This window comes from Thermocaproicibacter melissae, assembly GCF_024498295.1.
GTDB classification, from domain to species: domain Bacteria; phylum Bacillota; class Clostridia; order Oscillospirales; family Acutalibacteraceae; genus Thermocaproicibacter; species Thermocaproicibacter melissae.
In genome coordinates this window covers 663,243-688,932 of record NZ_CP101827.1, presented here as the reverse complement: position 1 = coordinate 688,932, position 25,690 = coordinate 663,243, and the positions used below count along the sequence as shown (strand labels likewise).

Sequence of the window (25,690 nt, the reverse complement as noted above, 5' to 3'; positions counted from 1 at the left end):
GACAAACAATATGCAGAATCTTTTGAAGCAAATCGTCGAAATGGATCAAAAAGCGCGTGAGATAACCGATTCTGCGCAGCTTAAAAAAGCGAACTCCGAAAAAGAAGTCGAGAAACTGAAAGAAGAACTTCGACGCAGTTATCTCGAAAAAGCCCGTCGCCGCATTGAAAAAAATGAGCCTCTGGAACGTGCGGCCGCAGAAAAAGAATGGAAAGAAAAAAACAGTAAGAACGAAGCCCTTCTCAAAAAAATCAATGATCTGTACGCTGCAAACGGCGACCGGTGGGTTGATGAGATAACGAAGCGCATTATTGGGGGTATTTCTTGATGTTTGCTGCCCTGTCTTCCAACGTTATTTTGGCAAAAGCGCGCACTATGTATGGCAGAAGGCTGAAAGAAGCAGATTACAGTGAACTCTTGAAATGCCGTTCTGTTGGTGAAGTGGCAGGATACCTGAAAAACCACACCGTTTATGGCAAAGCATGCGCCGGAATTGCAGAAAGCGAAGTTCACAGAGGTGAACTTGAGTCTCGGTTAAAACAAAAACTAATGGATGACTATGCATCACTTTGCAAATATGAAGCTCAAGTGGATAAAACTTTTTCTCGGAGTTTTATCCAGCATGATGAGATTCAGCTTCTTTTGGATACTGTGATGCGTCTGAATGCAAAGAATCCGGTAAAAGAAGATCATTATTTTCCTCCTTACCTTCTTCACGGCTCACAGCTTAACCTAAATGCCTTAGTACGTGCAAAAAATGTTGAGGACTTAAAAAATGTAATCCAAGGCACGCCTTATGAAGAGCTGATGGGCCCGTTTTTGGAAGATGAAAACGCTCAAATTGACTACACCGAATTGGAAAATGTTCTGTATCGTTACCATTATTCGGGACTTATGAGAACAATTTCAAAGCATTTTTTCGGAAACGCCAAGAAACAGCTTTTAAGCATTTACCAGTCTAAACTTGATCTGAGCAATTATGTCCGAATTGTCCGTATGAAGATACAGTACGGAACAGATGTTGAAACCGCAAAAAAAGCACTTCTTCCAACCGGAACTTTTTCAAAGGAAACCCTTGAAAAAATGCTGCAAGGCAATACCGAAGAAGAAATTCAAAGTGTGCTGGAACACATGGAGCTTGGACGGAAAGCGCTAAGAGTACGGCATGTATATCTTGATGAGATTCCCGACCGCATGAATTACGAACTTTGCCGGCATTATATTGATTTTTCGATTTATCCGGCCGTAGTCTTGATTTCCTACATCTTCCTGAGCCAGACAGAAATCAGCAATATCGTAACAATCATAGAGGGCAAGCGCTACGGACTCGAAGCGGAAGAAATCAAGAAGCTTCTGATTCTTGAGGGGCTCAATTTCAATAAAGTCGGCCAGACAACACAGAAAAGGGCGTGATTCCACTGGCTGTCATTAAAATTAAAGTTTTAAATGTAATTGGCAGGATGGACGAACTCAGCAAGGTTACGGAGGCTCTTGGAAGCACGCGGGTCTTCCACCCTGACAATGCTTTGTCGTTTTATTCCAATGCACCCGGTTTTTCTCCGGTCAATGACACCAATCCCTATGCAAAATCTCTTTCACAGATTCAGGACGCTCTGAAGCTGATTGAGAAAGATTCGGAAACCTCAAAGCTCCATTTTCCGGAACATGCTGTTTTGCCAGTAGAAGATTGGGAAGCATATGCGAATAATTTCTCTGGTACAATCAATGAGTATTTGGAAAAAAAGAACAAGCTGAAAGCAGAGATTGATCAATACAAAGCTGAAATCTCGAAACTGCAGCCTTTTGACGCTCTCGACGTTAATTTTGATGAATTGAGGAGCTGTCGGTATGTAAAATTTCGTTTCGGCTCCCTCCCCGAGGAAAATCTGCAAAAGTTAACGGAATCCGATCATCCGTTGGCTATTTTTATCCCAAGCAAAAATGAGCACTCTTTGTGCTGGGGAGTCTACTGTGCACCGATTGGGGAGATTCAAGAAGCAGACCGCTTCTTCTCAAGTCTTCTTTTTGAAGCTGTTCCGCTCGACGAATACAGCGGCACACTAAAATCGCGTATCAACGAGCTGTCGCAAAAAATAAAGCAGGCAAAAAAATCTCTTTCCGATATAGATGTTTCCATTAAAAATTATTGGAACCAGGAAAAGAAAACTCTGCTTGGCGTATACACTTGGCTGGTGGAAAAGCAAACATATTTTGATATTCGCCGATATGCCGCAAGATACGGCAAGAGTTTTATCTTAACCGGATGGATCCCAGCAGATAAAGAAGATATCGTACGACCTGTCTTAGACCAGCTCGAAACGGTCAAATATGCGTTCGATGACGCAGAAGACCCCGAGGTCTTGCCACATTCGCCTCCCGTTCAGTTGTCGAACAAAAAGCTTTGGAAGCCGTTCGAATTTTTCGTGCACGTGTATGGTTTCCCCTCTTACAATGAAATGGATCCTACCATCGTGATCGCTCTCACATACACGGTGTTCTTTGGCTTTATGTTTGCTGACCTTGGTCAGGGGCTGTGTGTTGCACTCGTCGGGCTGTATCTTTGGAAAAAGAGACATTCCGAACTCGGTGCAGTGATGATTCCTTGCGGAATCGCTTCTGCGATTGTGGGAACAGCGTTTGGTTCAGTTTTTGGCTTTGAAGATGCATTGAACCCATTCTATCAAACTGTTTTCGGATTAAAGACAAAACCGATTTCCGTGATGGAACAAACAAGCGATGTTGTAACTTTTTCGATTGGTCTTGGAATGTTTATGGTTCTCATAGCCATTCTGACGAATATCATCGCATGTTTGAAACGTCATCAGTATACCAATGGTTTGTTTGGCCCGAACGGTGTTGCCGGATTTGTTTTCTACGCCTCCGTAATCTTCGGTTTCGGCGGAGAAATTCTAAACAAATGGCATATCATCTCCCCCGCTTTCATCGTCTGCTGCATTGTACTTCCGTTGGTACTGATGCTGTTCCGAGAGGTACTTGGCGGACTTATGGAAGGCAAGAAAGACTGGAAACCGGATAGCTGGGTCGAGTTAATTATGCAAAGTTTCTTTGAAGTTTTTGAATTCGTTCTCAGCTATGTTACCAACACCATCAGTTTCTGCCGAATCGGCGCTTACATTCTTGTTCATGCAGGAATGATGATGGTTATTTTCACGCTTGCCGAAAACACTGGCATCTTTTCCATCTTTATTATTGCCTTTGGCAACATCTTTGTAATTGCTTTGGAAGGACTGCTTTCCGGCATTCAGGCACTTAGGCTGGAATTCTATGAAATGTTCAGCCGCTTCTATGATGGTTCCGGACGACCCTACAAGCCTGTTGTAGTGGGTCAGGCATCTTAACTTAGCGCAATTTTAAATTGCTATATTAAAAAATTATTGATTTTTGGAGGAACAAAAATGAACACTATTCTGCTTTGCGTAGGAATCCCTGTAGCTTTTCTAGTCGCATCCGTCGCTCTTGCCATTCGTGCCGTGAAGAAAGGTACGAGCAGGAAGAAAGCTGTTTTAACTCAGATCATCTCTTTTGCGGCAGTCTGCGTGATTTCGATGGCAATCCCGATGTCCGCATCTGCTGAAACAACAACAGCTGCTCCTCAGAATAGCACTTCCACTTCTCAGCAGGCAACGGATAACTCTAAGGGTATGTCTATGTTTGCTGTTGCTCTTGCTGACGCTGTTGCTTCCATCGGCGGTGCAATCGCTATTGCTACTTCCGCTCCTGCAGCAATCGGTGCAACCGGTGAAAATCCGCAGGTCTTCGGTAAAGCTCTGGTCTTCGTTGCTCTTGGCGAAGGTATTGCAATTTTCGGTCTTCTGCTCGGCATCTTGATGCTGCAAAAGATTTAACCAAACACACGGAAACGGGGAATCGGCTATGCGCTTTTATTTAATCAGCGACAATGTTGACACGCAAGTTGGGATGCGCCTTGCAGGAATTGAAGGCGTGGTAGTTCATACGGCTCAAGAGGTTCAGAAGGCATTGGATTATGCTGTAAATCAGGAAGACATTGCTGTCGTTCTGATTACGGAAACTCTTCTTTCGCTGTGCCCGACTATGGTGTATGATATCAAGCTGAATATGCGCCGTCCGTTGATTGTAGAGATTCCCGACCGCCATGGCAACGGATGCACAAAGGATACGATTACCCGTTATGTGCGTGAGGCAATTGGCGTAAAGATTTAACTTCTCTGCTCAGAGAGAAACAGGGGTGCTCAAATGGCTGATATTGATGGCAAAACGGATAAATTTTCCGCTGCAATAAATCATTACGCGGAAGAACAGCGCAGAAAAATTGAACAGGATATTCAGGAATATAAAGAAAAAGAGCTGCAAAAAGCTGAAATGAAAGTTCTGGAGGAATGCTATCAGCTCATCCAGAGTGAGCTTGCACAGATGCGAGCGAAAATTGCGCATGAAAACGCAATTCGTGAGATAGAATCCCGCCGGAAAGTTCTTCAAAGACGTAATGAGATTACTGCCGAAGTCTTTGAAAAAGTGAAGCAGAATCTCAAAGCGTTTACGGAGAAAGAAGCATATCCTGCTTTCCTTCAAAAGACAGCCGCTAATTTTGCCAAAACATTTGGGCGTCCCGGGGTTGTGATCCGTTTGAGAGCAGCAGATGCCAAATACGAATCCTTAATTCGAGACGCTTTTGGCTTTGACTGCACTTTCATGGAGGATAACTCGATTGAAATCGGCGGATTGAAAGCTTCTCACCCGGAAATGGGAATTTTTGCAGATGAAACGCTCGATACCCTTATGACGAATCAGTACGATTGGTTTGAAGCAAACTCCGGCATGGCTATCCTCTAAAACGGATTTCTGGAGATGAAGTAATGGAAACTCAAGATTTAATTTATGGAATTAACGGGCCTGTCGTGACTGTTCGTAATTCCCGCAGTTTTTCCATGATGGAAATGGTATTTGTGGGCAACGAACGTCTTGTCGGCGAAGTCATCGGTGTTTCGGATAAAGTAACAACCATTCAGGTTTACGAAGAAACAACTGGCCTTCGCCCCGGAGAACCCGTTTACGGAACTGGAAGCCCGATGAACGTAACCCTTGGCCCTGGACTTCTCGACAATATTTTTGATGGTATTGAGCGGCCGCTGAAAGAAATTGCGAATCAGACAGGACCCTTTATTTCACGCGGAAGCAGTGTTCCGCCTTTGGACGAAACGCGTGAGTGGGACGTCACCGTCATGGTTAAGGTTGGCGACCAACTAAAGGGTGGGGATCTTTATGCACAGTGCCCCGAAACACCGGTTGTTCTGCATAAATGTATGGTTCCCCCTTCCCTATCCGGTACGGTTACAAAAGTAGTTCCGGACGGAAAATACCATGTAAATGATACCATTGTCGAGTTAACGGATACCTCTGGCAAGGTGCACGCACTTTCTCTTTGCCAGAAGTGGCCGATTCGTACTCCAAGGCCTGTTTCCCAGCGCTTGCAGCCTACCGTTCCGCTGATTACCGGTCTGCGTGTTATTGATACCCTCTTCCCGATTTCAAAGGGCGGTACTGCCGCAATTCCTGGCGGATTCGGAACCGGTAAAACCGTTCTGCAGCACCAGCTTGCAAAATGGTGCGATGCTGACATCATCATTTACGTTGGCTGCGGTGAACGCGGAAACGAGATGAGCCAGGTTCTGGATGAGTTCTCCGAATTGGTTGACCCGAAATCCGGCAGGCCTCTTACCGAGCGAACAATCTTAATTGCAAATACCAGTAACATGCCTGTTGCTGCTCGTGAAGCATCCATTTATACCGGAATTACACTTGCCGAGTATTACAGGGACATGGGTTACCATGTCGCCATTATGGCAGACTCAACATCCCGTTGGGCAGAAGCGCTTCGCGAGATTTCCGGCCGTTTGGAAGAGATGCCTGCGGAAGAAGGTTTCCCGGCCTACCTGCCGAGCCGTCTTGCTGAATTCTACGAAAGAGCCGGAATGACGGAAAACCTGAATGGGACCGTCGGTTCTGTTACCATTATCGGCGCTGTCTCTCCTCAGGGTTCCGACTTCTCCGAACCGGTAACACAAAACACCAAGCGTTTTACCCGCTGCTTCTGGGCTCTGGATAAAAGTCTTGCATATGCTCGCCACTACCCTGCAATCAACTGGATGCAGAGTTACAGCGAGTATTTCACAGACCTTGATCCTTGGTTCCTTAAGAACGAGGGAAAAGAGTTCATCCAGTACCGAAAGCAGATTAGCGTAATTCTCCAACAGGAAAACAAGCTGATGGAAATTGTCAAGCTGATTGGTTCGGATGTTTTGCCGGACGACCAGAAACTGACGATTCAGATTGCGGCTGTGATACGTATCGGATTTTTGCAGCAAGATGCACTGAGTCCGATTGATTCTTATGTTCCACTGGAAAAGCAAAAGCTGATGATGAAGGTTATTCTTCATCTCTACAAAAAGTCAAAAGAACTCTTGTCCGCCGGCATTCCTATTTCAAGCATCACTCAAACCGGTTTGTTTGACAAGCTGATTCGTATGAAAAACGAAATTCCAAGTGACAAACTTGAAATGTTCGACGAATATTTGAGTGATATTGATAAGACTTTTGCCGGTATTGTTTCTGCATAATCAGTGCAAAAGCAGTTAACGAAATTCATCTTTTGGAAGGCGGTAGCACATGATTCTTGATTACATTGGAGTGAAAGAAATCAATGGCCCGTTGATTGTCCTCGACGATATAGAGAATGCCTCATATGAGGAAATTGTCGATATCCGCCTCGATGACGGCACCATGCGCCAGGGCAGAATCGTTCAAATTGACGGCAAGCGCATAGTTGTTCAGGTTTTTGAAGGAACACGCGGGATCTCGCTGACCAACACCCGGACAAGATTAATGGGCCATCCTATGGAAATGCCGCTTTCCCCGGAAATATTGGGACGAGTCTTTGATGGTTCCGGCCGTCCGATTGATGGTCTCGGAGACATTTTCCCTGTGAAAAAGGCAAATGTCAACGGAACCCCAATCAACCCTGTTTCCCGTTTATACCCGAAAAACTACATCAACACCGGCATTTCAACCATTGACACGCTTATGACCCTAATTCGCGGCCAGAAGCTGCCGATTTTTTCCGGTTCGGGTATGAAGCACAACGAGCTCGCTGTTCAGATTGCAAGGCAGGCAAAAATCAGTGACGAAGAAAACGGCAACTTTGCAATTGTGTTTGCCGCAATGGGCGTTAAAAACGACGTTGCAGATTATTTCCGCCGTTCTTTTGAAGAATCTGGAATTCTTCAAAAAGTCGTTATGTTTTTGAACCTTGCAGACGACCCGATTATCGAAAGAATTTTGACTCCGAGATGTGCCCTTACCGTTGCCGAGTATCTCGCATTTGAACTTGGCATGCACATCCTCGTAATTATGACAGACATGACATCCTATGCAGAGGCTCTTCGTGAGTTCAGTTCCTCTAAAGGCGAAATTCCGGGAAGAAAAGGTTTCCCCGGTTACCTGTATTCAGACCTTGCCTCTCTGTATGAACGTGCTGGAATGATTCGCGGCAAACCCGGTTCTGTTACACAATTGCCGATTCTCACCATGCCGAACGACGACGTTACACACCCTGTGCCTGACCTTACCGGTTACATCACAGAAGGACAGATTGTGCTGGACCGTTCGCTGGATGCCTCTGGTGTATATCCGCCTGTATCGGTTCTGCCTTCCCTTTCCCGTTTGATGAAAGACGGTATCGGTAAAGGATTTACCCGTGAGGATCACTCCGTACTGGCCAACCAGCTCTTTGCTGCATACGCAAAAGTTATGGACGCTCGTTCTCTTGCTTCTGTTATCGGTGAAGAAGAACTCTCGCCGGAAGATAAGCAGTATATTGAATTCGGCAAGCAGTTTGAAGAAAAATTTGTGGAACAGTCCCCCACTGAGAACCGTACGATCGAGCAAAGCCTTGACCTTGGCTGGGAGCTTTTGACCCTATTGCCTAAGCAAGCGCTTGACCGTGTTAGCCCCGAATTCCTTGAGAAGTACTATGAACCGGCTGTACTGCGCGTAAAGCAGAAAAACGCTGAAGCTCATAAGAATATAAACGAGGCAAAATCCGGAAGAGAGGCGGCTGCAGGTGAGTAATCAGATCGTCCCTACCAAGGGCAATCTTCTGGCAACGAAAAAATCCCTGGAGCTTTCCTTAACTGGTTTTGAGTTACTAGACCGCAAGAGAAATATTCTCGTTCGCGAAATGATGGCCTTAATTGACCGCGCGTCCAGTATTCAAGGTAAAATCGACAAGACGTATGAAGAAGCCTATGCACTTCTCCAGCGTGCTAATATTACTCTTGGAATCTGCAGCCAAATGGCACAGACTGTACCCATTGAGGATGGCTTAAATGTCGCCTACCGAAGTGTTATGGGTGTTGAGATTCCCATGGTGTCTCTTGAGAAAAAAGAGATGATTCCAGCACCATTCGGTCTCCACTCTTCTAACATATTGTTGGATCAGGCGTATGAAAAATTTACAGAAGCAAAGCAACTTACTGCTGAACTTGCCGAAGTTGAAAACAGTGTTTACCGGTTGGCTGATGCTGTAAAGAAAACTCAGAAACGTGCAAACGCACTGAAAAATATTATGATTCCGCGTTTTCAGAGCACTGTAAAATTCATTACGGATGCTTTGGAAGAGAAGGATCGCGAGGAGTTTTCACGGCTTAAAGTAATTAAAAAACAGAAAACAAATAAAACTGCTTAACAAAAAGCACACAGCGCTAAATGAGCTGTGTGCTTCTTTTATGGATTTAATCAAAGAAGTGAATATGCGAGATGTTACAATAAATCAATTTTTGCTTAGGAATCATCATTGTTCCCCCGCCAGTTTTATGTTAAAAGATATTATATATAATAGCCTTTCCTATTTCTTACTGCTTTCTAAATGCGCCAGGAGTCTTACCAACGTTCTTTTTGAACTGTCGGCAAAAGTGCTCAACATTATTGTACCCACACTCTTCGGCTACTTCTGCAACCGTTTTATCGGTATATTTCAGAAGATCCATAGCCACGCGAATACGGCATGCAATTACATCTTCAGCGCAGGAAACATCAAATGTTTCGCGGTAAATCTTCTGGAAATACCCTGGGCTTAAGTGCAGCTGTGCCGCCATTTCACTTACCTTCCATGGTAGCTCAGGATTTTTATAGATTCTTTTCCGAAGTTCAATCAGGTCATTATAATGTGCGGGATTTTTCTTCTGCCGATACTGCAACGTAGCTTCATAAAGTTTCGTAAATAAGATGCGAATCAATTGATTGATGATGTGGGTACTTTCTTGACCCGGAAAATAGTTTTCCCATGTAAGCAGACAAAATAAGCTATGACAATACTCCGGGTCCGGAATTGGAAACGGGACATTCTTGATTGGAAAAGACGATACATAAAGCTCGTCGGAATCAAATCTCAGCCAGTCGTTTTCATACCCTCCCCCAACCGCGTGGTAATATATCTTTGAACCCGGACTATACAAAATCACAGAATGCTTGGGATACTCAATCAGCTTGCCTTCCACCCAAAACACTGCCGGAGTATGAGTTAGCAGCAAAAGATAACAGTCATGGCCTTTGGGCTGGTCAAACTCAAAGGAAGACGGGTGATGTGCATTATGGTCCACATACCTGATATGATTCATAGGTGCACCTCAAAAAGCAGCGAAATTAATTAAAGTATATCAGATCTTATATGGAATGCAACTTTATCGCCATTTCTTTTAACTTGAAAGGATGAACGAAAATGATGACAGACAATCAGTGCGTTAACCCCTATCTGCCTTCTTGGGAATATGTTCCTGACGGAGAACCACATGTTTTTAATGGACGTGTCTATGTTTACGGTTCTCATGACCAATTCAACGGCTATGTTTTTTGCCAGAATGACTATGTCTGCTGGTCTGCACCCGTTGACGATTTAAGCAACTGGCGTTATGAAGGCGTCATCTACAAAAAAACACAAGACCCCTTAAATGCAGACGGCCATATGTGCCTCTATGCCCCGGATGTTACGAGGGGTCCCGACGGTAGATACTATCTCTATTATGTTTTAGATAAAGTTTCTGTTGTCTCTGTCGCTGTCTGCGATACCCCCGCCGGCAAGTATCAGTTCTACGGTTATGTACATTACAAGGACGGTACACGTCTTGGCGAACGAGCGGGCGATGAGCCTCAGTTTGATCCGGGCGTGCTGACCGAGAACGGAAAAACTTATCTCTACACCGGTTTTTGCAGCCCCTTTGACACCTCCCGGCATGGTCCCATGGCGACCGTTCTTGATTCCGATATGCTTACCGTCATTGAGGACCCGGTCTTCATTCTGCCAAGCAAGCCCTACAACAAAGAGGGCGGAGACTATGCAGGACACGAATTCTTTGAGGCTTCGTCAATCCGCAAAATAAAAGGCAAGTATTACTTTGTTTACTCCTCGATTGTGATGCATGAGCTTTGCTATGCGGTCAGTGACTACCCCACCCATGGCTTTAAGTATAAAGGGGTAATCGTAAGCAATTGCGATGCGCACATTGACACCTATAAGCCTGCGGACAAACAGATGTATTATCCCGGCAACAACCATGGCGGTATCACAGAAGCAAATGGCAACTGGTATATTTTCTATCACCGTCATACGAACGCCACAAGCTACAGCCGTCAGGGATGCATCGAGAAAATCAATATTCTGGAAGACGGCACAATTCCTCAGGTTGAAATCACATCCTGCTGCGGCATAAAACCTTTGATTGGCCGCGGTGAATATCCGACCTATATCGCTTGCAATCTGGTTCCCGGACTGCAAGAGGGCAAAAACGGATTCCGACTTCCGCCGTGGGTTGAGGGCGTATATCCGAAAATTACGCAAGACGGAAAAGACGGCGACAAGGAAATTGGTTTCATCGCAAACATGAACAACGGTGCTATCGCCGGCTTTAAGTATTTCAAATTTGAAGGAGTAAAGCGTGTTTCCATTTACACCCGAGGCTACGGAAAGGGTGTTTATGAAGTCAGAACATCTTGGGACGGCGATGTTTTAGGAGAAATCGCTGTTGATTTTACGGATGTTTGGACAAAATTCTCAGCTGACATCGCAATCCCGGACGGCGTTCATGCGCTTTATTTCACCTTTAAAGGCTCCGGTAGTTCCTCCTTCAGATCCTTTGTCCTCGAATAATTTATTTCTCCTATGTTGCCAACGGGAAAACCTGAGATTCCATGTGAATCTCAGGTTTTTAATATTTATCGGTAGCTACATTTGCTATCTCAAGAAGCAAATTTCTTGCTTGTACTTTCCTTACCTTGTTTTCTCAAACTGTCCGTATATTTTCAGTTTGTTCACAGTTTCTTCATAGATATTGCCTCAATCGCTAACTATAATCTAATAGTGTTATGCAAACACTTGCCGTATGGGGCAGGTTTCAGATACAAAAGTGGTAAGTCAGGAGGAAAGAATTTGCTAGAACTAAGGAAGATAACGAAAACTTATCCAGGCGGAGGCCAAGATGTTCAGGCTTTGAAAGGAATCGACTTGAAATTTCGCGACAGCGAATTTGTCTCGATACTCGGTCCCTCCGGCTGCGGTAAAACAACCCTTCTAAATATTATCGGAGGTCTCGATCACTATACTTCCGGCGACCTTATCATCAATGGAAGGTCCACCAAGGAGTATAAGGACAGGGATTGGGACGCTTACCGAAATCATTCAATCGGTTTTGTGTTTCAAAGCTATAATTTAATCCCGCACCAGACAATACTGTCCAATGTTGAACTTGCTCTCACGTTATCCGGTGTTCCGAAAAAGGAGCGGCACAAACGGGCAAAAGAGGCGCTGGAAAAAGTCGGCCTTGCAGATTATCTTCGGAAAAAGCCAACGGAACTATCCGGCGGACAGATGCAAAGGGTTGCCATTGCGCGCGCAATCGTGAACAATCCCGATATCATTTTAGCGGATGAACCTACCGGAGCACTGGATACTGAAACCAGCATTCAGGTTATGGATATCCTGAAAGAGATTGCCAAAGACCGCTTAGTTGTCATGGTAACCCACAATCCCGACCTGGCAGAGAAATATTCCACGCGAATCGTTAAAATGCTTGACGGCAAGATTATCAGTGACAGTATGCCGGTGACGGATGAAGAGATAAGTTTGGAAGTCGATAAGCCACGAAAAGAAGAAAAACGCAAAAAGAAGAAACCTTCTATGTCCTTTGGGACTTCCTTCGGATTGTCCCTTAGGAACCTATTCACAAAAAAAGGCAGAACAGCCTTAACCAGCTTTGCCGGTTCCATCGGCATTATCGGCATAGCATTAATCTATGCCGTTTCTCAAGGCACTACCTCATTTATTGACTCCGTGCAGGAGGAAACCCTTACTTCCTATCCATTAACAATTGAAGCACAAAACGTCGATGTATCTTCCCTGCTCAAAACTTTTATGGGAAAAGCGCAGTCTATTTCCAAGCATAAAAATGACGCTGTTTACCAAAAAGCAATGCTCTATGAAATGGTAAATGCAATGAACTCCCTCGAGACTCAAAAAAATGACCTGAAATCTTTCAAGAAATATATCGAAAAAGAACAGGCAAAGAAAGGCAGCAAGCTCAATACTGCACTAGCCGGCGTACAGTACACCTATGACGTCGAACTTCCAATCTACACCAAAAACGTAGACGGTACGATTATACGTTCGGATACGGAATCTTTGACGCTGGAGCTTATGAAAAAATATGTCGGTGTGGACATGTCCTCTATGCTAGAACTGCGCAACAAAACCGTTTTTGGCAGTACTCCTTCCATAATGTCATCATCGTCGGATTTGTGGAAAGAATTGATTCCAGGCAAAAACGGAAAACTTGTCAGTGAGACAACCCAAAAACAGTACGACTTGATTTACGGAAGCTGGCCTACAAGATATGATGAAATCGTTTTATTCGTCGACAACAACAACGAAATAGACGATATGACGTTGTATGCCTTAGGATTAAAATCGGAAGAAGAAATTAAGAAGCTCATGGAAGCGGCTGTCAATAAAACAACCGTGGACTATAAGGAACAAAAATGGTCCTATGAAGAAATCTGCAATATGGATTTCCGCACCATATTAAGCTCCGACGCCTACACCTACGATGAAAAAACCGGAACCTATACCGACCTTCGTAAATCGGAAGCTGGGCTGAAATATCTATATGACAACGCGCTGAAACTTCATGTTGTGGGAATTGTAAAGCCCAATAAAAAATCCATTGCATCCCAAAACAAAAGCTATATTGGATACACAAGCAAACTCATGGAATATATCATTCAGCATGCAAACGAATCCGACGTTGTAAAAGCTCAAAAGAAGAATTCGAATACGGATATTTTCACTGGTCTACCATTCAAGGATACCGAAGGAACCGTGTCAACAGAGAAAAAAGCAACGGATTTCAAAGAATATATTTCCTCTCTTGATACCTCCGGCAAGGCCTCTGCTTATATCAAAATCAAAAGCATTCCTTCCGATGATGCCATGGAGCAGTTTGTTTCCGGTACCCTTTCAAAAATGACCCGTGCCGATATGGAAGCTGCAATTGCACCAGCAATGGCAAAGCAGATGGGCGTCGATGAGAAAATGGTTGGTGAATATATCTCTTCCATGAGTGATGATGACCTGAAAAAGTCGCTCACTCAGGCTTTAAAAGAGCAATACCGCACGCAGTATGCCTCACAGGTGAAAAAGAAGATGAGTTCTATGACGAATGAACAGCTTGCTGCTGCTCTTGATAGGGAACTAGCGAAATATACGGACGAAATGTGCGCCAAATATTATGATGAGGTACTGCAATTTTCAGATTCCACCTATGAAGACAATCTTATAAAGCTTGGTTGCGTTGACCTTAACAGTCCTGCATCCATTAACCTGTATGCTTCTTCCTTTGCGAACAAAGATATTATTGAGGACGCTATTGCGGAATACAATAAAACCGTTGATGATATTAAGGAAATCACATATACTGATTATGTAGGGCTTTTGATGTCGTCGGTAACAACGATTATCAATGCCATCACCTATGTTTTGATTGCTTTTGTTTCGGTATCTCTGATTGTTTCATCAATAATGATTGGTGTTATCACGCTGATATCCGTTCAGGAGCGTACAAAGGAAATTGGTATCCTGCGTGCTATCGGCGCTTCAAAGAGAAACGTATCCAGTTTGTTTAACGCAGAAACCGTAATAATCGGATTTACTTCCGGCCTTCTTGGAGTTGTGATTACCTATCTGCTCTGTATCCCAATCAATTCGCTCCTGCATAACCTAACGGGTCTTGAAAATCTCAACGCAACTTTGCCGGTACCGACAGCTATCGCTCTGATAATTATCAGTATGCTTCTAACCTTGTTTGCCGGTATCATTCCATCACGCAGCGCGGCCAAGAAAGATCCGGTTGTTGCCTTAAGGTCAGAATAATCCATCCATGCGGATTCCTAGCTTGCTAATATATTTATATTGAATAACTCTATTTGGTAAATTATAATTTAATTAGCTACTTATTGCCTATAAGTATATTGTCAATCAAATCGAATATTAAAACTGTATAAGGAGGTCTATACATGCTCTGTGTAGATAAGTATTGGGAAAATCCCGATATACTTCATGTAAATTGCGAAAAACCCCATGCCTACTTCATACCCTATGAAAACGAAGCAAAAGCAAAAAAAGGCATCCGCGGAAATTCCAAATACTTCAAAAGTCTGAATGGAAGCTGGAAATTCAAGTATCATGATTCCGTACATATGGTTGAGGATGGATTTTATGCGGAAAATTTTGATGCCTCCGGCTGGGATGATCTGATAGTCCCCTCCAACTGGCAAATGCATGGTTATGACAAGCCACACTATACCAATGTAAACTACCCTTACCCTTGCGACCCACCTTATGTTCCGGACAGCAATCCGGCAGGTCTGTATATTCGTGATTTCATTATCAAAGAAGCAGATAATAAGGATTTGTATCTGGTTTTTGAAGGTGTGGATTCCTGCTTCTATGTATGGGTAAACGGCAGGTTTGTCGGATACAGCCAGGTAAGCCATATGACTTCCGAATTTAACATATCTGAGTATGTCAAGCCGGGAAACAACCGCCTGGCCGTAATGGTGCTTAAATGGTGCGATGGAAGCTACCTGGAGGATCAGGACATGTGGAGGCTTTCCGGTATTTTTAGGGAGGTATACCTTTTAGCCCGGAATAAAGCTCATATTTCCGATATATTTGTAAAAACTGAACTTAACAGCACTTATACTGAAGGCACCCTTAAATGTGAGCTGGAATTGGCCGGAAGTGCGAGTTCCGATATCAGGGTTGTCCTGAAAGACATCCACGGCGATGTCCTGTATGATAAGGCAACACCCTTTGCCAGTTCCACATCTGTAGAAATCAAGGTTCAAAATCCTGACCTCTGGTCGGCAGAGGCACCTAATTTATATGAGCTCTACTTATATCTCGAGGATGAAGTAATACTCCAAAAGGTAGGTTTTAGAGAAATCAAAGTGAAAGATTCGGCAATACTGCTGAACGGCAAAGCTATCAAATTTAAGGGTGTCAACCGTCATGATTCCCATCCTGAGCTGGGTCATACCACCCCACTATACCATATGAAAAATGACCTTCTCATCATGAAGCGCCATAACATAAATGCCATCAGAACGTCCCATTATCCTAATGATCCCAGGTTTTTGGAGCTTTGTGACGAGCTGGGCTTTTATGTGATCGATGAGGCGGATTTGGAGACTCACGGTGCCGGTTCTGCAGGAAATATCGATATGATTTCTCGAGATCCCCGCTTTGAAAAAGCCTATCTGGACAGAATGCAAAGGATGGTGGAAAGGGATAAAAACCACCCTTGCGTTTGCTTCTGGTCCCTGGGCAATGAATCCGGCTTTGGAGAAAACCATATAAAGATGGCCCAATGGGCAAAAAGCAGGGACAAATCCCGCTTAATCCACTATGAAGGAGCCACCAACGAATGGGGCAAAAACGATCTGGATAACTCCTGCATAGATGTATACAGCAGGATGTATCCTCCCATTTCCGAAATGAAAGATCTGGTGGAAAACAGGGAAAGCGAAAAACGTCCCTATATTCTTTGCGAGTACTGCCATGCCATGGGGAACGGCCCTGGGGATTTAAAAGATTATTGGGATCTTATGTACAGCAATCCCAGATACGCCGGTGGTTTTGTCTGGGAATGGACCGATCATGCGGTAAAAACCAAAACACCGGACGGAATCGAATACTATGCTTACGGTGGCGATTTCGGCGACAAGCCTAATGACGGCAATTTCTGTATGGATGGCCTGGTTTATCCGGACAGGACACCCCATACCGGCCTGCTGGAGCTGAAGAATGTCATTGCGCCGGTCCGGACGGAAGCAATAGATTTATGCAAGGGTGAAATCAAAGTCACCAACCTTTACTATTTTACAAATCTTTCGCAGCTCGTGCTGAACTGGAAAGTGGAAAAAGATGGAGAGATAATAGACCGGGGTGAGGTGGAAGACCTGGACATAGCTCCTCAGGAATCCATGACCATAACCCTTCCCTATGAGTATCCGGCTAAAGCAGACGGGCGTTACTTCCTTACCGTTTACTACACCCAGAATGTGGACACGGAATGGGCCGAAAAAGGTTATGAAGTAGCCTTCCAGCAGTTTGAGCTTCCCACAGGCAGGGTGGAGAAAGCTGTAATCAGCAAGTCGGCTATGCCCGATATCAATGTGGAAAAAACTGAAAAAGAGATCATTATCTCAGGATCGGATTTTCATTATGTCTTCGACCAGGTTCTAGGCTCCTTCACCCGTATGGAATACAACGGTGTGCCTTTGATCAACAGTACCCCGAAATTCAACGTCTGGAGAGCTCCTACCGACAATGACAGAAACATCGTGCACAAGTGGAGGGAAGAAGGCTATGACAGGCTTGGCAGCAAGATATACGGCATTCAGATCACAAGCCAGGATGACAAGCATATAACCATATGTTCGGAGTTCTCTCTTGCAGGTTATATCAAGAAGCCTGTCCTCCGTGGAAAAGCTTACTGGACTGTATATGGAAGCGGTGACATCCTGCTGGATACACAAATGGAGGTAAGGGAAGGCATTCCGTACCTACCCAGATTCGGCTTGCAAATTGTAATGCCCAAAGGTAATGAGCTGGTGGAATATTTCGGGTATGGGCCTCACGAAAGCTATATCGACAAGCATAGGAGCACATGGAAGAGCAGGTTTGAATCTACGGTGGATGGTATGCATGAAAATTACCTGATGCCGCAGGAAAACGGAAGCCATTACGCTACCGAATGGGCTGTAGTTACCAATAAGCTGGGTATGGGACTTCTCTTCATAGGTATGGACGATTTCTCCTTCAATGCGTCCCACTACACACCGGAAGATCTCACAAATGCCATGCATCCTCATGAACTGAAGAGGCGGAACGAAACCATCATCCATATAGATTATATGAACAGCGGAGTAGGTTCCAACAGCTGCGGTCCTGAACTTTTACCGCAGTACAGGCTATCGCAGAAGGAGATTAACTTCAAAGTAAGGATCAAGCCTGTATTTAAAGATGATGTCTGCTTAATTGATGAGGTAAATACTCAAATACAGGGATGATTAATCTGCTGTGTGAAAATTAGCATTCAAATATTACTCGATAACAGCCTGTATACGGTCCGGTCACTGTATACAGGCTGTTATAGCTTCGTGCTAATAAGCTAATTTACTGTTAAGAACACAGCTCCCACTATTGGTTATTTATAATTAGATATGACGAAAAAAATCTATCAGGAGCTGATAAGAAAAAAATCTTTTTGAAATACTTTTTTAGCTTCTTCATTGTCATACTTGCTTCAATATTAGAGTCATTCCATGGCTATGTCAAGAGAAGTTCGCAATTTGGGGACTCCACGAAATGAATTAAGCTGCGCTTAGCAGAAGTGTCTGAATCGATTTGGGATTCAAATATGCTCTGGAAACGGACCAGTCTTCAGCGTATTCCATGAGATATGTTGTAACCAACCGCAGATAGGAATCTTTGTTTGGGAATATCCCGACGACGTTGGTTCTGCGCCGGATTTCCTTGTTCAGCCGTTCCAGCATATTGGTCGATGAGATTTTACGGGCATCAAGCTCGGGGAATGCATAGAAAGCCAGTGAGTCCTCCAGCCCGTCTTCCAGAAGCTCGATTGCTTTGGGAAACCGCTTCCCATATTGCTCCGACAACTGTTTTGCGCGCTGTCGCGCTAATTGGACGGAAGGCGCCAGCCAGATTTCTTTCAGTTGGACCGCAAAGGATTCTTTTTCTTTCTGCGGTATATGGGCCAGAATATTTCGCATGAAATGCACTTTGCAGCGTTGCCAGGATGCGCCGGGAAAACTTTCTCGGATGGCGGCAATCAGCCCTTTGTTCGCATCGGAAACCACCAGCAGCGGTGTTTTCAAGCCGCGATCCAAAAGACTTTGAAACAACTGGGAATAGCTCTCTTTGGATTCGTCCAGCATCGGCTCCACGGCGAGAATGTCCCTGTGCCCTTGCTCGTTGACGCCGCAGACAACCATCACCGCCATGCTGACGACACGGCCATCCATACGGACTTTTTCGTACAGGGCATCCGTCCAAATGACAGGATAACGAGTATCCGTCAGAGAACGGTTGCGAAATTCCTGTACCTGTTCATTGAGCCCTTTTGTCATCTCACTGACCTGACTGCGGGAGAGGTTCTCTATCCCCAGACTGTGAGCCAACTTTTCCATCTTCCGTGTGGACACGCCCTGCACGAATGCCTCCTGAATAACCTGTACCAGCGCCGCCTCGCTGCGTTTGCGTTCAGTGACAAAGAACGGGATATATCCATGGCTGCGCAGCTTTGGCACCATGAGATACATCGTCCCTACGCGAGTATCCAGCCTCCGGGGACGATATCCGCAGCGGTAGTCACTTCGAGACGGATTGTGCGCATTCTTTTCCGCCCCCACAAGGCCGGAAACCTCCGCCTCCATCAGTTGAGCGCAGAGCCATTCCAGCATACTGAGCATCGGGTCGGGCTCCGCCATACATTTCAGTAGCAATTCCGTAAGATCTGTGTTATTCTTTCCTTGAGTCATTGGGACCAACTCCTTTTTGAATGTCTTGACACCATTCATTTTAAAGGAGTCCCAATGGCTTTTCTATACCTTCTCGAAATTGCGAACTTTATTGTACTCTATCAGTTGTTGTTAAGGTCTACTTACAGATTATTTGTTGGTTAAATGCGATTTTAGCTAGAAACTTGGCATTAAAATAACATAACAAAAAGGCCTTGTCGATGCCTAAGTATCGACAAGGCCAAATTCATGGTTTTGTTTTATTCCCACTCGATGGTGGCTGGGGGCTTGCTCGTGATGTCGTAAACAACGCGGTTCACGTTGCGAACCTCGTTGACAATACGGTCGGAAACCTTCGCAAGAACATCATAAGGGATACGCGCCCAATCCGCAGTCATAAAGTCGGACGTGGTAACTCCGCGCAAGGCGATGGTATTGTCGTAGGTACGGCCATCGCCCATAACTCCGACGCTCTTGATTCCGGTAAGAACAGCAAAATATTGGTTAATGGAACGCCCAAGGCCGGCATTTGCAATCTCTTCACGGAAGATAGCATCAGCTTCCTTCAATATTTCCAGTTTCTCGGCCGTTACCTCACCCATCACGCGGATTGCAAGGCCGGGTCCCGGGAATGGCTGACGCCAAACAAGGCTGTCGGGAATTCCGAGTTGCGTGCCGACTTTACGAACTTCATCCTTAAAAAGGTCACGCAACGGCTCAACAATGCCGGTAAATCCAATGTCATCCGGCAATCCGCCGACATTGTGGTGGCTCTTAATGGTAGCCGCATCACCGGTTCCGCTTTCTACAACGTCAGGATAAATTGTACCCTGGCAAAGATAGTCCACATGACCAATCTTTTTCGCTTCTTCTTCAAAAACACGGATAAATTCTTCACCGATGATTTTGCGCTTCTTCTCGGGTTCCGTTACACCGGCGAGTTTTGTCAGAAAACGCTCCTGTGCATTGACGCGAATCAGGTTAATATCAAACTGCTGGCGGAAGACTTTTTCAACTTCATCGCCCTCACCTTTTCTCAAAAGGCCGTGGTCAACAAAAATGCAGGTTAAGTTTTTGCCAACGGCTCGATGCACCAAAACCGCAGCGACAGAAGAATCAACGCCACCGGAAAGAGCACAGATAACTTTTTTGTCTCCGATTGTCTTTTTCAGGTTCTCAACGGAAGATGTGACAAATGAATCCATTTGCCAATCTCCACTGCAGCCGCAGATATCATACAAAAAGTTTTTCAACAGCTGCGTACCGTACTCTGTATGCTGCACTTCCGGGTGGAACTGGGTCGCATAAAGAGAACGATCCGGATTTTCCATAGCGGCGACCGGACAAGCGTCACTTGTGGCGGTTACGCTGAAACCTTCAGGAACATTGGAAATATAGTCCGTATGGCTCATCCAGCAAACAGATTCAGCCGGCATTCCGGCAAATAGACGAGAATCAGTGTTGAACTTTACGGCGGTCTTTCCATATTCCCTGACAGGGCTAGATGCTACCGTCCCGTTCAATGTCTGCGCCATCAGCTGCGCACCGTAGCATATACCTAAAACAGGGATTCCCAGCGAAAAGATTTTTTTATCACATTTGGGAGCCTGGTCGGAATAAACGCTGTTAGGGCCTCCCGAAAAAATAATTCCGCGGTAATTCCCTTCTGCTATCTTTTCTGCAGATGTCCGATATGGCTTGATTTCACAATACACATGCAAATCGCGAACTCTTCTCGCAATCAGCTGGCTGTACTGTCCGCCAAAATCGAGGACTAAAACTGCCTCATTGCTTCTCATGAAATCTCCTTTCATTCCACTGTAACAGATTTTGCAAGATTCCTTGGTTTGTCAATATCGCAACCCTTCAGATTGGCAATATTATAAGCAAACATCTGGAGAGGAATCACAGCCAAAGAGGGCAACATCATGTCGCAGATTTCCGGAATATAAAACACATATTCTGCTTCCTTCTCGATTTGCTGGTTACTGTACGTCGTAACGCCTAGGACTGTCGCTCCTCTTGCTTTAACCTCTTTTATATTGCTCATCATTTTCTCAAAAAGACGTTTTTGTGTTGCAAGTGCAATGACAAGAGTTCCGTTTTCAATCAGTGAAATCGTCCCATGCTTCAGCTCACCTGCGGCATAAGCTTCTGAGTGAATGTATGAAATCTCTTTGAGCTTAAGAGAGCCTTCCAGAGACATCGCATAGTCTATGTTTCTTCCAATAAAGAATACATCTTTCTTCTGATAGAACTGCTCAGCTACAGCGCGCACATGGGCTTTGGAATCCAGTGTTTCAGCAATTTTGTCCGGTAGTGACTGCAGTTCGGAGATATAGTACTGATAATCGGCCTCTGAAATGACGCCCATTTTTTCCGCAATATAAATTGCAAGCAGATAAATTACCGCTAATTGCGTACTGTAAGCCTTTGTCGTAGCAACCGCAATTTCAGGGCCTGCCCAAGTATACAGCACATCGTCTGACTCATTCGCAATCGAGCTGCCGACAACATTGACAATGGAAATTGTACGTGCACCAAGGCGCTTTGCCTCTCTCAGAGCAGCAAGAGTATCTGCGGTTTCGCCCGATTGACTAATAACAAGGACAAGAACATGTTCGTCGATAATCGGGTCACGATAACGGAATTCCGAAGCAACATCTACTTCAACCGGAATATGTGTAAAGCGTTCAAATACATATTTTGCTACAACACCGACATGATATGCGGAACCGCAAGCAACAATCATAATCCTGGATATGTTTTCAAGCTGTTCCTTGGTCAGGGTGATATTATCAAGTACAATTCGCCCATTTTTAATACGCGGAGATATTGTGTCATGAACCGCCTTGGGCTGTTCCATGATTTCTTTTGCCATGAAATGTTCATAGCCGCATTTCTCCGCTGCGGAAATGTCCCAGTTAATATGATCCGGAGTCTTTTCAATGACCTCCTGGTCCATATTGTAAACCGTCACGCCGTCTGCCTGAATAACCGCAATTTCATTTTCCTGCAGGCGGTAAATTTCTCTCGTGTGGCTCAGAATTGCCGGAATGTCAGATGCGATGAAATTCTCACCTTTGCCGAGGCCGACAATCAGCGGGCTTTCTTTCCTCACACCGATAATGCGGTCAGGCCAATCTTTACAAATAATTCCAAAAGCGTAAGAACCGCGTATTTTTTTCAGCGTCTTAATAACAGCTTCAAGAAGATTGCCTTTATAATTGTAGTCTAACAACTGGGCGACAACTTCAGTATCTGTTTCCGAAACAAAGTGGCAGCCCTTCTCAAGCAAATCGCTTTTCAGCTCAAGATAATTTTCAATGACTCCGTTATGAACAATTGCAAATTTGCCGGATTCACTGACATGAGGATGGGCATTCACATCGGATGGTTTTCCGTGCGTAGCCCAGCGGGTATGGCCGATTCCGATATTTCCGGTCATATCCGCCCCACCGTGAATCTTATCACTGAGAACTTTCAATCTTCCTTTGGACTTTACAACCTGAATTGACGTCCCGTCGTAAACAGCGACACCTGCGGAATCATAACCGCGATATTCAAGTTTTGCAAGGCCTTCAAGCAAAATCGGAGCAGCCTGGTCTTGGCCTACATATCCAACAATTCCACACATATAAAATGCACCTTCCAGTCTAGAAAACTGTGGCTGATTTTTCTTTTAGTAGCATGATTCTTACAGAAAATTACCGGTAAATAATATCGTCGCGCGTCGGTCCGTTAGAAACCATTCTAATCGGAACACCGATTTCCTGCTCTGCGAACTCGACATACCGCCTTGCGTTTTCCGGTAAATCTTCAAACTTCTTGATTCCGCGGATATCGCACTTCCAGCCCGGCAAAGTTTTAAGCACCGGTTTGCAGCGCTTCAAATCAACTGTCGGCGGGAAGTAATCAATCCGCTTCCCATCCAGCTCATAGGCAACACAGACCGGAATTTCATCCAGATAGCCAAGTGCATCGAGAACCGTGAAGGCAACACTGGTTGCGCCCTGTACTCGGCATCCATAGCGGGCAGCAACAAGGTCAAGCCAACCCATTCTGCGCGGTCTGCCTGTTGTTGCGCCGTATTCGCCGCCATCTCCGCCTCTCCGGCGAAGTTCCTCCGCTTCTTCTCCGAAAATCTCGCTGACAAATTCACCGGCACCGACAGCACTGGAATAAGCCTTGACGACAGCAATGATATTCTTAATCTCATACGGCGGAATACCGGTGCTCACAGAACCGTAGCCGGCAAGAGTATTGGAGGAAGTAACCATCGGATAGATGCCAAAATCAGGGTCTTTTAATGACCCGAGCTGGCCTTCCAAAAGGATATTTTTCCCTTCTTTGACCGCCTGATAGAGGAATTCAAAGGTATCTGCCACATAAGGTGCAAGAATCTCTTTGTATTCCATCAGCTTGTTGTAAAGAACATCGGCTTCGAGTTTCGGCTTATGATACAGATGCTCGAAATACACATTCTTAAGGGCAAGAACGTGGTCGATCTTTTCCCGAAGGGAAGCTTCGTCTTCAAACAGTTCACTGACTTGGAATCCGATTTTTGCAAATTTGTCGGAATAGAACGGCGCAATACCAGATTTCGTCGATCCGAACGAATGAGAGGACAAACGCGCCTCTTCGTACGTATCCTGCAAAATGTGGTAAGGCATAACAACCTGTGCGCGATTGGAAATGAGAATCTTCGGTTTCGGAACTCCTCGCTCAGTGAGTTCGTTTAGCTCCGAAATGAATTTCTCTGCGTTCAGAGCTACACCGTTTCCAATCACGTTGGTGATATGGCTGTGAAAAACGCCAGACGGAAGCTGATGAAGCGCAAACTTTCCGTAACTGTTTATAATCGTATGGCCGGCATTACAGCCGCCCTGAAAGCGAATGACAATATCGGACTTTGCTGCTTCAACGTCCGTGATTTTTCCTTTGCCTTCGTCGCCCCAGCAAGCACCGACAATTGCTGTAACCATTCAAATCAACTCCATAATGCCGCAACATTCATAAATCGGGCATCCCGCGGCTTCAGGTGCCCGTAAAACAACTTATATAATATAGCATAAATTCGGACGAAACTCAAATAAAACTCTAAACATTTATTTCTGTTTTTTCATCGGCAACATTCTGGTACTTTTTCAAAACTGGTTCAACGATTTCAAGAATAAACTCTTCCGTTTGTTCCGGCGCTCTCCCCACGAAATTCTCCGGCCGGACAATCCGGTCCAATTCTTCTCTGGAAACGCCGAAAGCTTCATCTGCCGCAATGCGGTCAAGGAGATCGTTTTTGCCGCCCTGCTCCTTCACAATCTTTGCGGCTGCCATGGAATGAACACGAATCCGCTCATGGAGCTTCTGGCGGTCCCCGCCGCGTTTGACAGCGTCCATCATGATGTTTTCCGTCGCCATAAACGGAAGTTCGCTCTCTAGGTGCTTTTGAATGACCTTCGGGTAAACGACAAGGCCGTCCGCCACATTGCTGTATAGATTGAGAATACCATCCACTGCAAGGAAGGCTTCCGGTATACTGATACGTTTATTCGCCGAATCATCGAGAGTACGCTCGAACCACTGCGTTGCCGCTGTAATGCACGGGTTCAGGCTGTCAATCATAACATACCGGGCCAGAGAGGCAATTCGCTCGCTTCGCATCGGATTGCGTTTATACGCCATCGCGGAAGAACCAATCTGGTTCTTTTCAAACGGCTCCTCCACTTCCTTCAAATGCTGAAGAAGACGAATGTCATTTGAAAATTTTGCCGCACTCTGCGCAATGCCGCTGAGAACAGCAAGCACTCTGCTGTCTTGCTTTCTCGAGTATGTCTGCCCGGATACCGCAAAGCAGCTGCTGTAACCCATTTTCTTGGCGATAATCTCATCGAGGCGGCGTACCTTTTCATGGTCCCCGTCGAAGAGTTCCAAGAAGCTCGCTTGCGTACCGGTTGTTCCCTTTGAGCCGAGCAGCTTCGCCCCGGAAAGAAGGTATTCTACGTCTTCCAAATCCATCAGCAAATCCTGAATCCAAAGCGTAGCGCGCTTTCCGACTGTCGTCGGCTGAGCCGGCTGAAAATGCGTAAAGGCCAGTGTCGGAAGGCTGCGGTATTTCATTGCAAATTTGGAAAGAATGCGAATCACGTTGACGATTTTGTCACGAATGAGGCACAAAGCCTCATTCATTATAATTAGGTCGGTATTATCCCCTACATAGCAGGAAGTTGCCCCCAGATGGATAATCGGCTCCGCTTTCGGGCACTGAACGCCAAACGCATAGACGTGAGACATCACATCATGACGGACTTCTTTTTCGCGTGCCTCTGCTACTTCGTAATTGATGTCGTCCTGATGTGCCTTCATCTCATTGATTTGCTCATCTGTAATATTCAGGCCCAGCTCCTTCTCAGCTTCAGCCAGTGCGATCCAAAGCCTGCGCCAGGTGCGGAACTTTTTATCCGGCGAAAAGAGGTATTTCATTTTTTTGTCCGCATAGCGTGACGAAAGCGGCGATTCATAGGTATCTCTTTGCAAGTATATTGCC

General features: G+C 45.2%; 18 protein-coding genes. 12 read left to right on the top strand and 6 right to left on the bottom strand.

Going from position 1 to position 25,690, the window contains the following annotated elements; translation table 11 throughout:
* Positions 1-10: 10 nt before the first annotated feature.
* From NOG13_RS03470 to NOG13_RS03430, 9 genes are read left to right on the top strand one after another with little or no spacing between them, the layout of a single operon-like run.
* Complete coding sequence (locus tag NOG13_RS03470) at positions 11-328, top strand: hypothetical protein (RefSeq protein ID WP_283110888.1); 318 nt, start codon at positions 11-13, stop codon at positions 326-328.
* The gene (locus NOG13_RS03465; RefSeq protein WP_283110887.1) at positions 328-1,413 is read left to right on the top strand and encodes a V0D/AC39 family V-type ATPase subunit; all 1,086 of its coding nucleotides are present in this window, start codon (positions 328-330) and stop codon (positions 1,411-1,413) included. The genes NOG13_RS03470 and NOG13_RS03465 overlap by 1 nt, the downstream gene beginning before the upstream one ends.
* On the top strand, positions 1,410-3,359 hold the full coding sequence (locus NOG13_RS03460) for a V-type ATP synthase subunit I (protein ID WP_283110886.1): 1,950 nt from the start codon (positions 1,410-1,412) through the stop codon (positions 3,357-3,359). Before NOG13_RS03465 ends, NOG13_RS03460 begins: the two co-directional genes overlap by 4 nt.
* A gap of 57 nt (positions 3,360-3,416) precedes the next feature.
* Entirely contained in the window at positions 3,417-3,866 is a 450-nt protein-coding gene (locus tag NOG13_RS03455) for an ATP synthase subunit C (RefSeq protein WP_283110885.1), read from the top strand.
* A gap of 28 nt (positions 3,867-3,894) precedes the next feature.
* Positions 3,895-4,203, top strand: coding sequence for a V-type ATP synthase subunit F (locus NOG13_RS03450; protein ID WP_283110884.1), 309 nt, complete (start codon positions 3,895-3,897; stop codon positions 4,201-4,203).
* 33 nt (positions 4,204-4,236) lie between these two features.
* Positions 4,237-4,833, top strand: coding sequence for a V-type ATP synthase subunit E (locus NOG13_RS03445; protein ID WP_283110883.1), 597 nt, complete (start codon positions 4,237-4,239; stop codon positions 4,831-4,833).
* Between the two features lie 23 nt (positions 4,834-4,856).
* A complete protein-coding gene (locus tag NOG13_RS03440; RefSeq protein ID WP_283110882.1) occupies positions 4,857-6,617 on the top strand; it encodes a V-type ATP synthase subunit A in 1,761 nt (586 codons plus the stop codon).
* Positions 6,618-6,666: 49 nt separating this feature from the next.
* Positions 6,667-8,127 (top strand): V-type ATP synthase subunit B, encoded by a 1,461-nt coding sequence (locus NOG13_RS03435; RefSeq protein ID WP_283110881.1) that lies wholly within the window; start codon positions 6,667-6,669, stop codon positions 8,125-8,127.
* The gene (locus NOG13_RS03430) at positions 8,120-8,743 is read left to right on the top strand and encodes a V-type ATP synthase subunit D (protein WP_283110880.1); all 624 of its coding nucleotides are present in this window, start codon (positions 8,120-8,122) and stop codon (positions 8,741-8,743) included. Before NOG13_RS03435 ends, NOG13_RS03430 begins: the two co-directional genes overlap by 8 nt.
* 166 nt (positions 8,744-8,909) lie before the next feature.
* Here the strand turns inward: NOG13_RS03430 and NOG13_RS03425 are convergent, their stop codons facing one another.
* A complete protein-coding gene (locus tag NOG13_RS03425; protein ID WP_283110879.1) occupies positions 8,910-9,674 on the bottom strand; it encodes a helix-turn-helix transcriptional regulator in 765 nt (254 codons plus the stop codon).
* Positions 9,675-9,775: 101 nt separating this feature from the next.
* Between NOG13_RS03425 and NOG13_RS03420 the strand changes: the two genes are divergently transcribed.
* From NOG13_RS03420 to lacZ, 3 genes are all read left to right on the top strand, one after another.
* Positions 9,776-11,200 (top strand): family 43 glycosylhydrolase, encoded by a 1,425-nt coding sequence (locus tag NOG13_RS03420; protein WP_428849325.1) that lies wholly within the window; start codon positions 9,776-9,778, stop codon positions 11,198-11,200.
* Positions 11,201-11,479: 279 nt separating this feature from the next.
* Positions 11,480-14,473 (top strand): ABC transporter ATP-binding protein/permease, encoded by a 2,994-nt coding sequence (locus tag NOG13_RS03415; RefSeq protein WP_283110878.1) that lies wholly within the window; start codon positions 11,480-11,482, stop codon positions 14,471-14,473.
* A gap of 143 nt (positions 14,474-14,616) precedes the next feature.
* Complete coding sequence (gene lacZ / locus NOG13_RS03410; protein WP_103090659.1) at positions 14,617-17,676, top strand: beta-galactosidase, LacZ type; 3,060 nt, start codon at positions 14,617-14,619, stop codon at positions 17,674-17,676.
* A gap of 303 nt (positions 17,677-17,979) precedes the next feature.
* On the opposite strand, the gene NOG13_RS03405 is transcribed toward lacZ, so the two are convergent.
* The 5 genes from NOG13_RS03405 to purB all read right to left on the bottom strand — a co-directional run bounded on the left by NOG13_RS03405 (position 17,980) and on the right by purB (position 25,680).
* Positions 17,980-19,167, bottom strand: coding sequence for an IS256 family transposase (locus NOG13_RS03405; RefSeq protein ID WP_135661204.1), 1,188 nt, complete (start codon positions 19,165-19,167; stop codon positions 17,980-17,982).
* Positions 19,168-19,406: 239 nt separating this feature from the next.
* Positions 19,407-20,945: a glutamine-hydrolyzing GMP synthase gene (gene guaA / locus NOG13_RS03400; protein ID WP_283110877.1), complete on the bottom strand. Its 1,539-nt coding sequence runs from the start codon at positions 20,943-20,945 to the stop codon at positions 19,407-19,409.
* A gap of 11 nt (positions 20,946-20,956) precedes the next feature.
* Positions 20,957-22,783 carry a glutamine--fructose-6-phosphate transaminase (isomerizing) gene (gene glmS / locus NOG13_RS03395; RefSeq protein WP_283110876.1) on the bottom strand — a complete coding sequence of 609 codons (1,827 nt, stop codon included), beginning with the start codon at positions 22,781-22,783 and terminating at the stop codon, positions 20,957-20,959.
* 70 nt (positions 22,784-22,853) lie between these two features.
* Entirely contained in the window at positions 22,854-24,131 is a 1,278-nt protein-coding gene (locus NOG13_RS03390) for an adenylosuccinate synthase (protein ID WP_283110875.1), read from the bottom strand.
* Between the two features lie 115 nt (positions 24,132-24,246).
* Positions 24,247-25,680: an adenylosuccinate lyase gene (purB, locus tag NOG13_RS03385; protein WP_283110874.1), complete on the bottom strand. Its 1,434-nt coding sequence runs from the start codon at positions 25,678-25,680 to the stop codon at positions 24,247-24,249.
* Positions 25,681-25,690 lie beyond the last annotated feature (10 nt).

Coding starts and splice junctions, on each gene's coding strand:
- NOG13_RS03470 (WP_283110888.1), top strand. CDS start 11: ATGCAGAATCTTTTGAAGCAAATCGTCGAAATGGATCAAAAAGCGCGT.
- NOG13_RS03465 (WP_283110887.1), top strand. CDS start 328: ATGTTTGCTGCCCTGTCTTCCAACGTTATTTTGGCAAAAGCGCGCACT.
- NOG13_RS03455 (WP_283110885.1), top strand. CDS start 3,417: ATGAACACTATTCTGCTTTGCGTAGGAATCCCTGTAGCTTTTCTAGTC.
- NOG13_RS03450 (WP_283110884.1), top strand. CDS start 3,895: ATGCGCTTTTATTTAATCAGCGACAATGTTGACACGCAAGTTGGGATG.
- NOG13_RS03445 (WP_283110883.1), top strand. CDS start 4,237: ATGGCTGATATTGATGGCAAAACGGATAAATTTTCCGCTGCAATAAAT.
- NOG13_RS03440 (WP_283110882.1), top strand. CDS start 4,857: ATGGAAACTCAAGATTTAATTTATGGAATTAACGGGCCTGTCGTGACT.
- NOG13_RS03435 (WP_283110881.1), top strand. CDS start 6,667: ATGATTCTTGATTACATTGGAGTGAAAGAAATCAATGGCCCGTTGATT.
- NOG13_RS03425 (WP_283110879.1), bottom strand. CDS start 9,674: ATGAATCATATCAGGTATGTGGACCATAATGCACATCACCCGTCTTCC.
- NOG13_RS03420 (WP_428849325.1), top strand. CDS start 9,776: ATGATGACAGACAATCAGTGCGTTAACCCCTATCTGCCTTCTTGGGAA.
- lacZ (WP_103090659.1), top strand. CDS start 14,617: ATGCTCTGTGTAGATAAGTATTGGGAAAATCCCGATATACTTCATGTA.
- NOG13_RS03405 (WP_135661204.1), bottom strand. CDS start 19,167: ATGACTCAAGGAAAGAATAACACAGATCTTACGGAATTGCTACTGAAA.
- guaA (WP_283110877.1), bottom strand. CDS start 20,945: ATGAGAAGCAATGAGGCAGTTTTAGTCCTCGATTTTGGCGGACAGTAC.
- glmS (WP_283110876.1), bottom strand. CDS start 22,783: ATGTGTGGAATTGTTGGATATGTAGGCCAAGACCAGGCTGCTCCGATT.
- NOG13_RS03390 (WP_283110875.1), bottom strand. CDS start 24,131: ATGGTTACAGCAATTGTCGGTGCTTGCTGGGGCGACGAAGGCAAAGGA.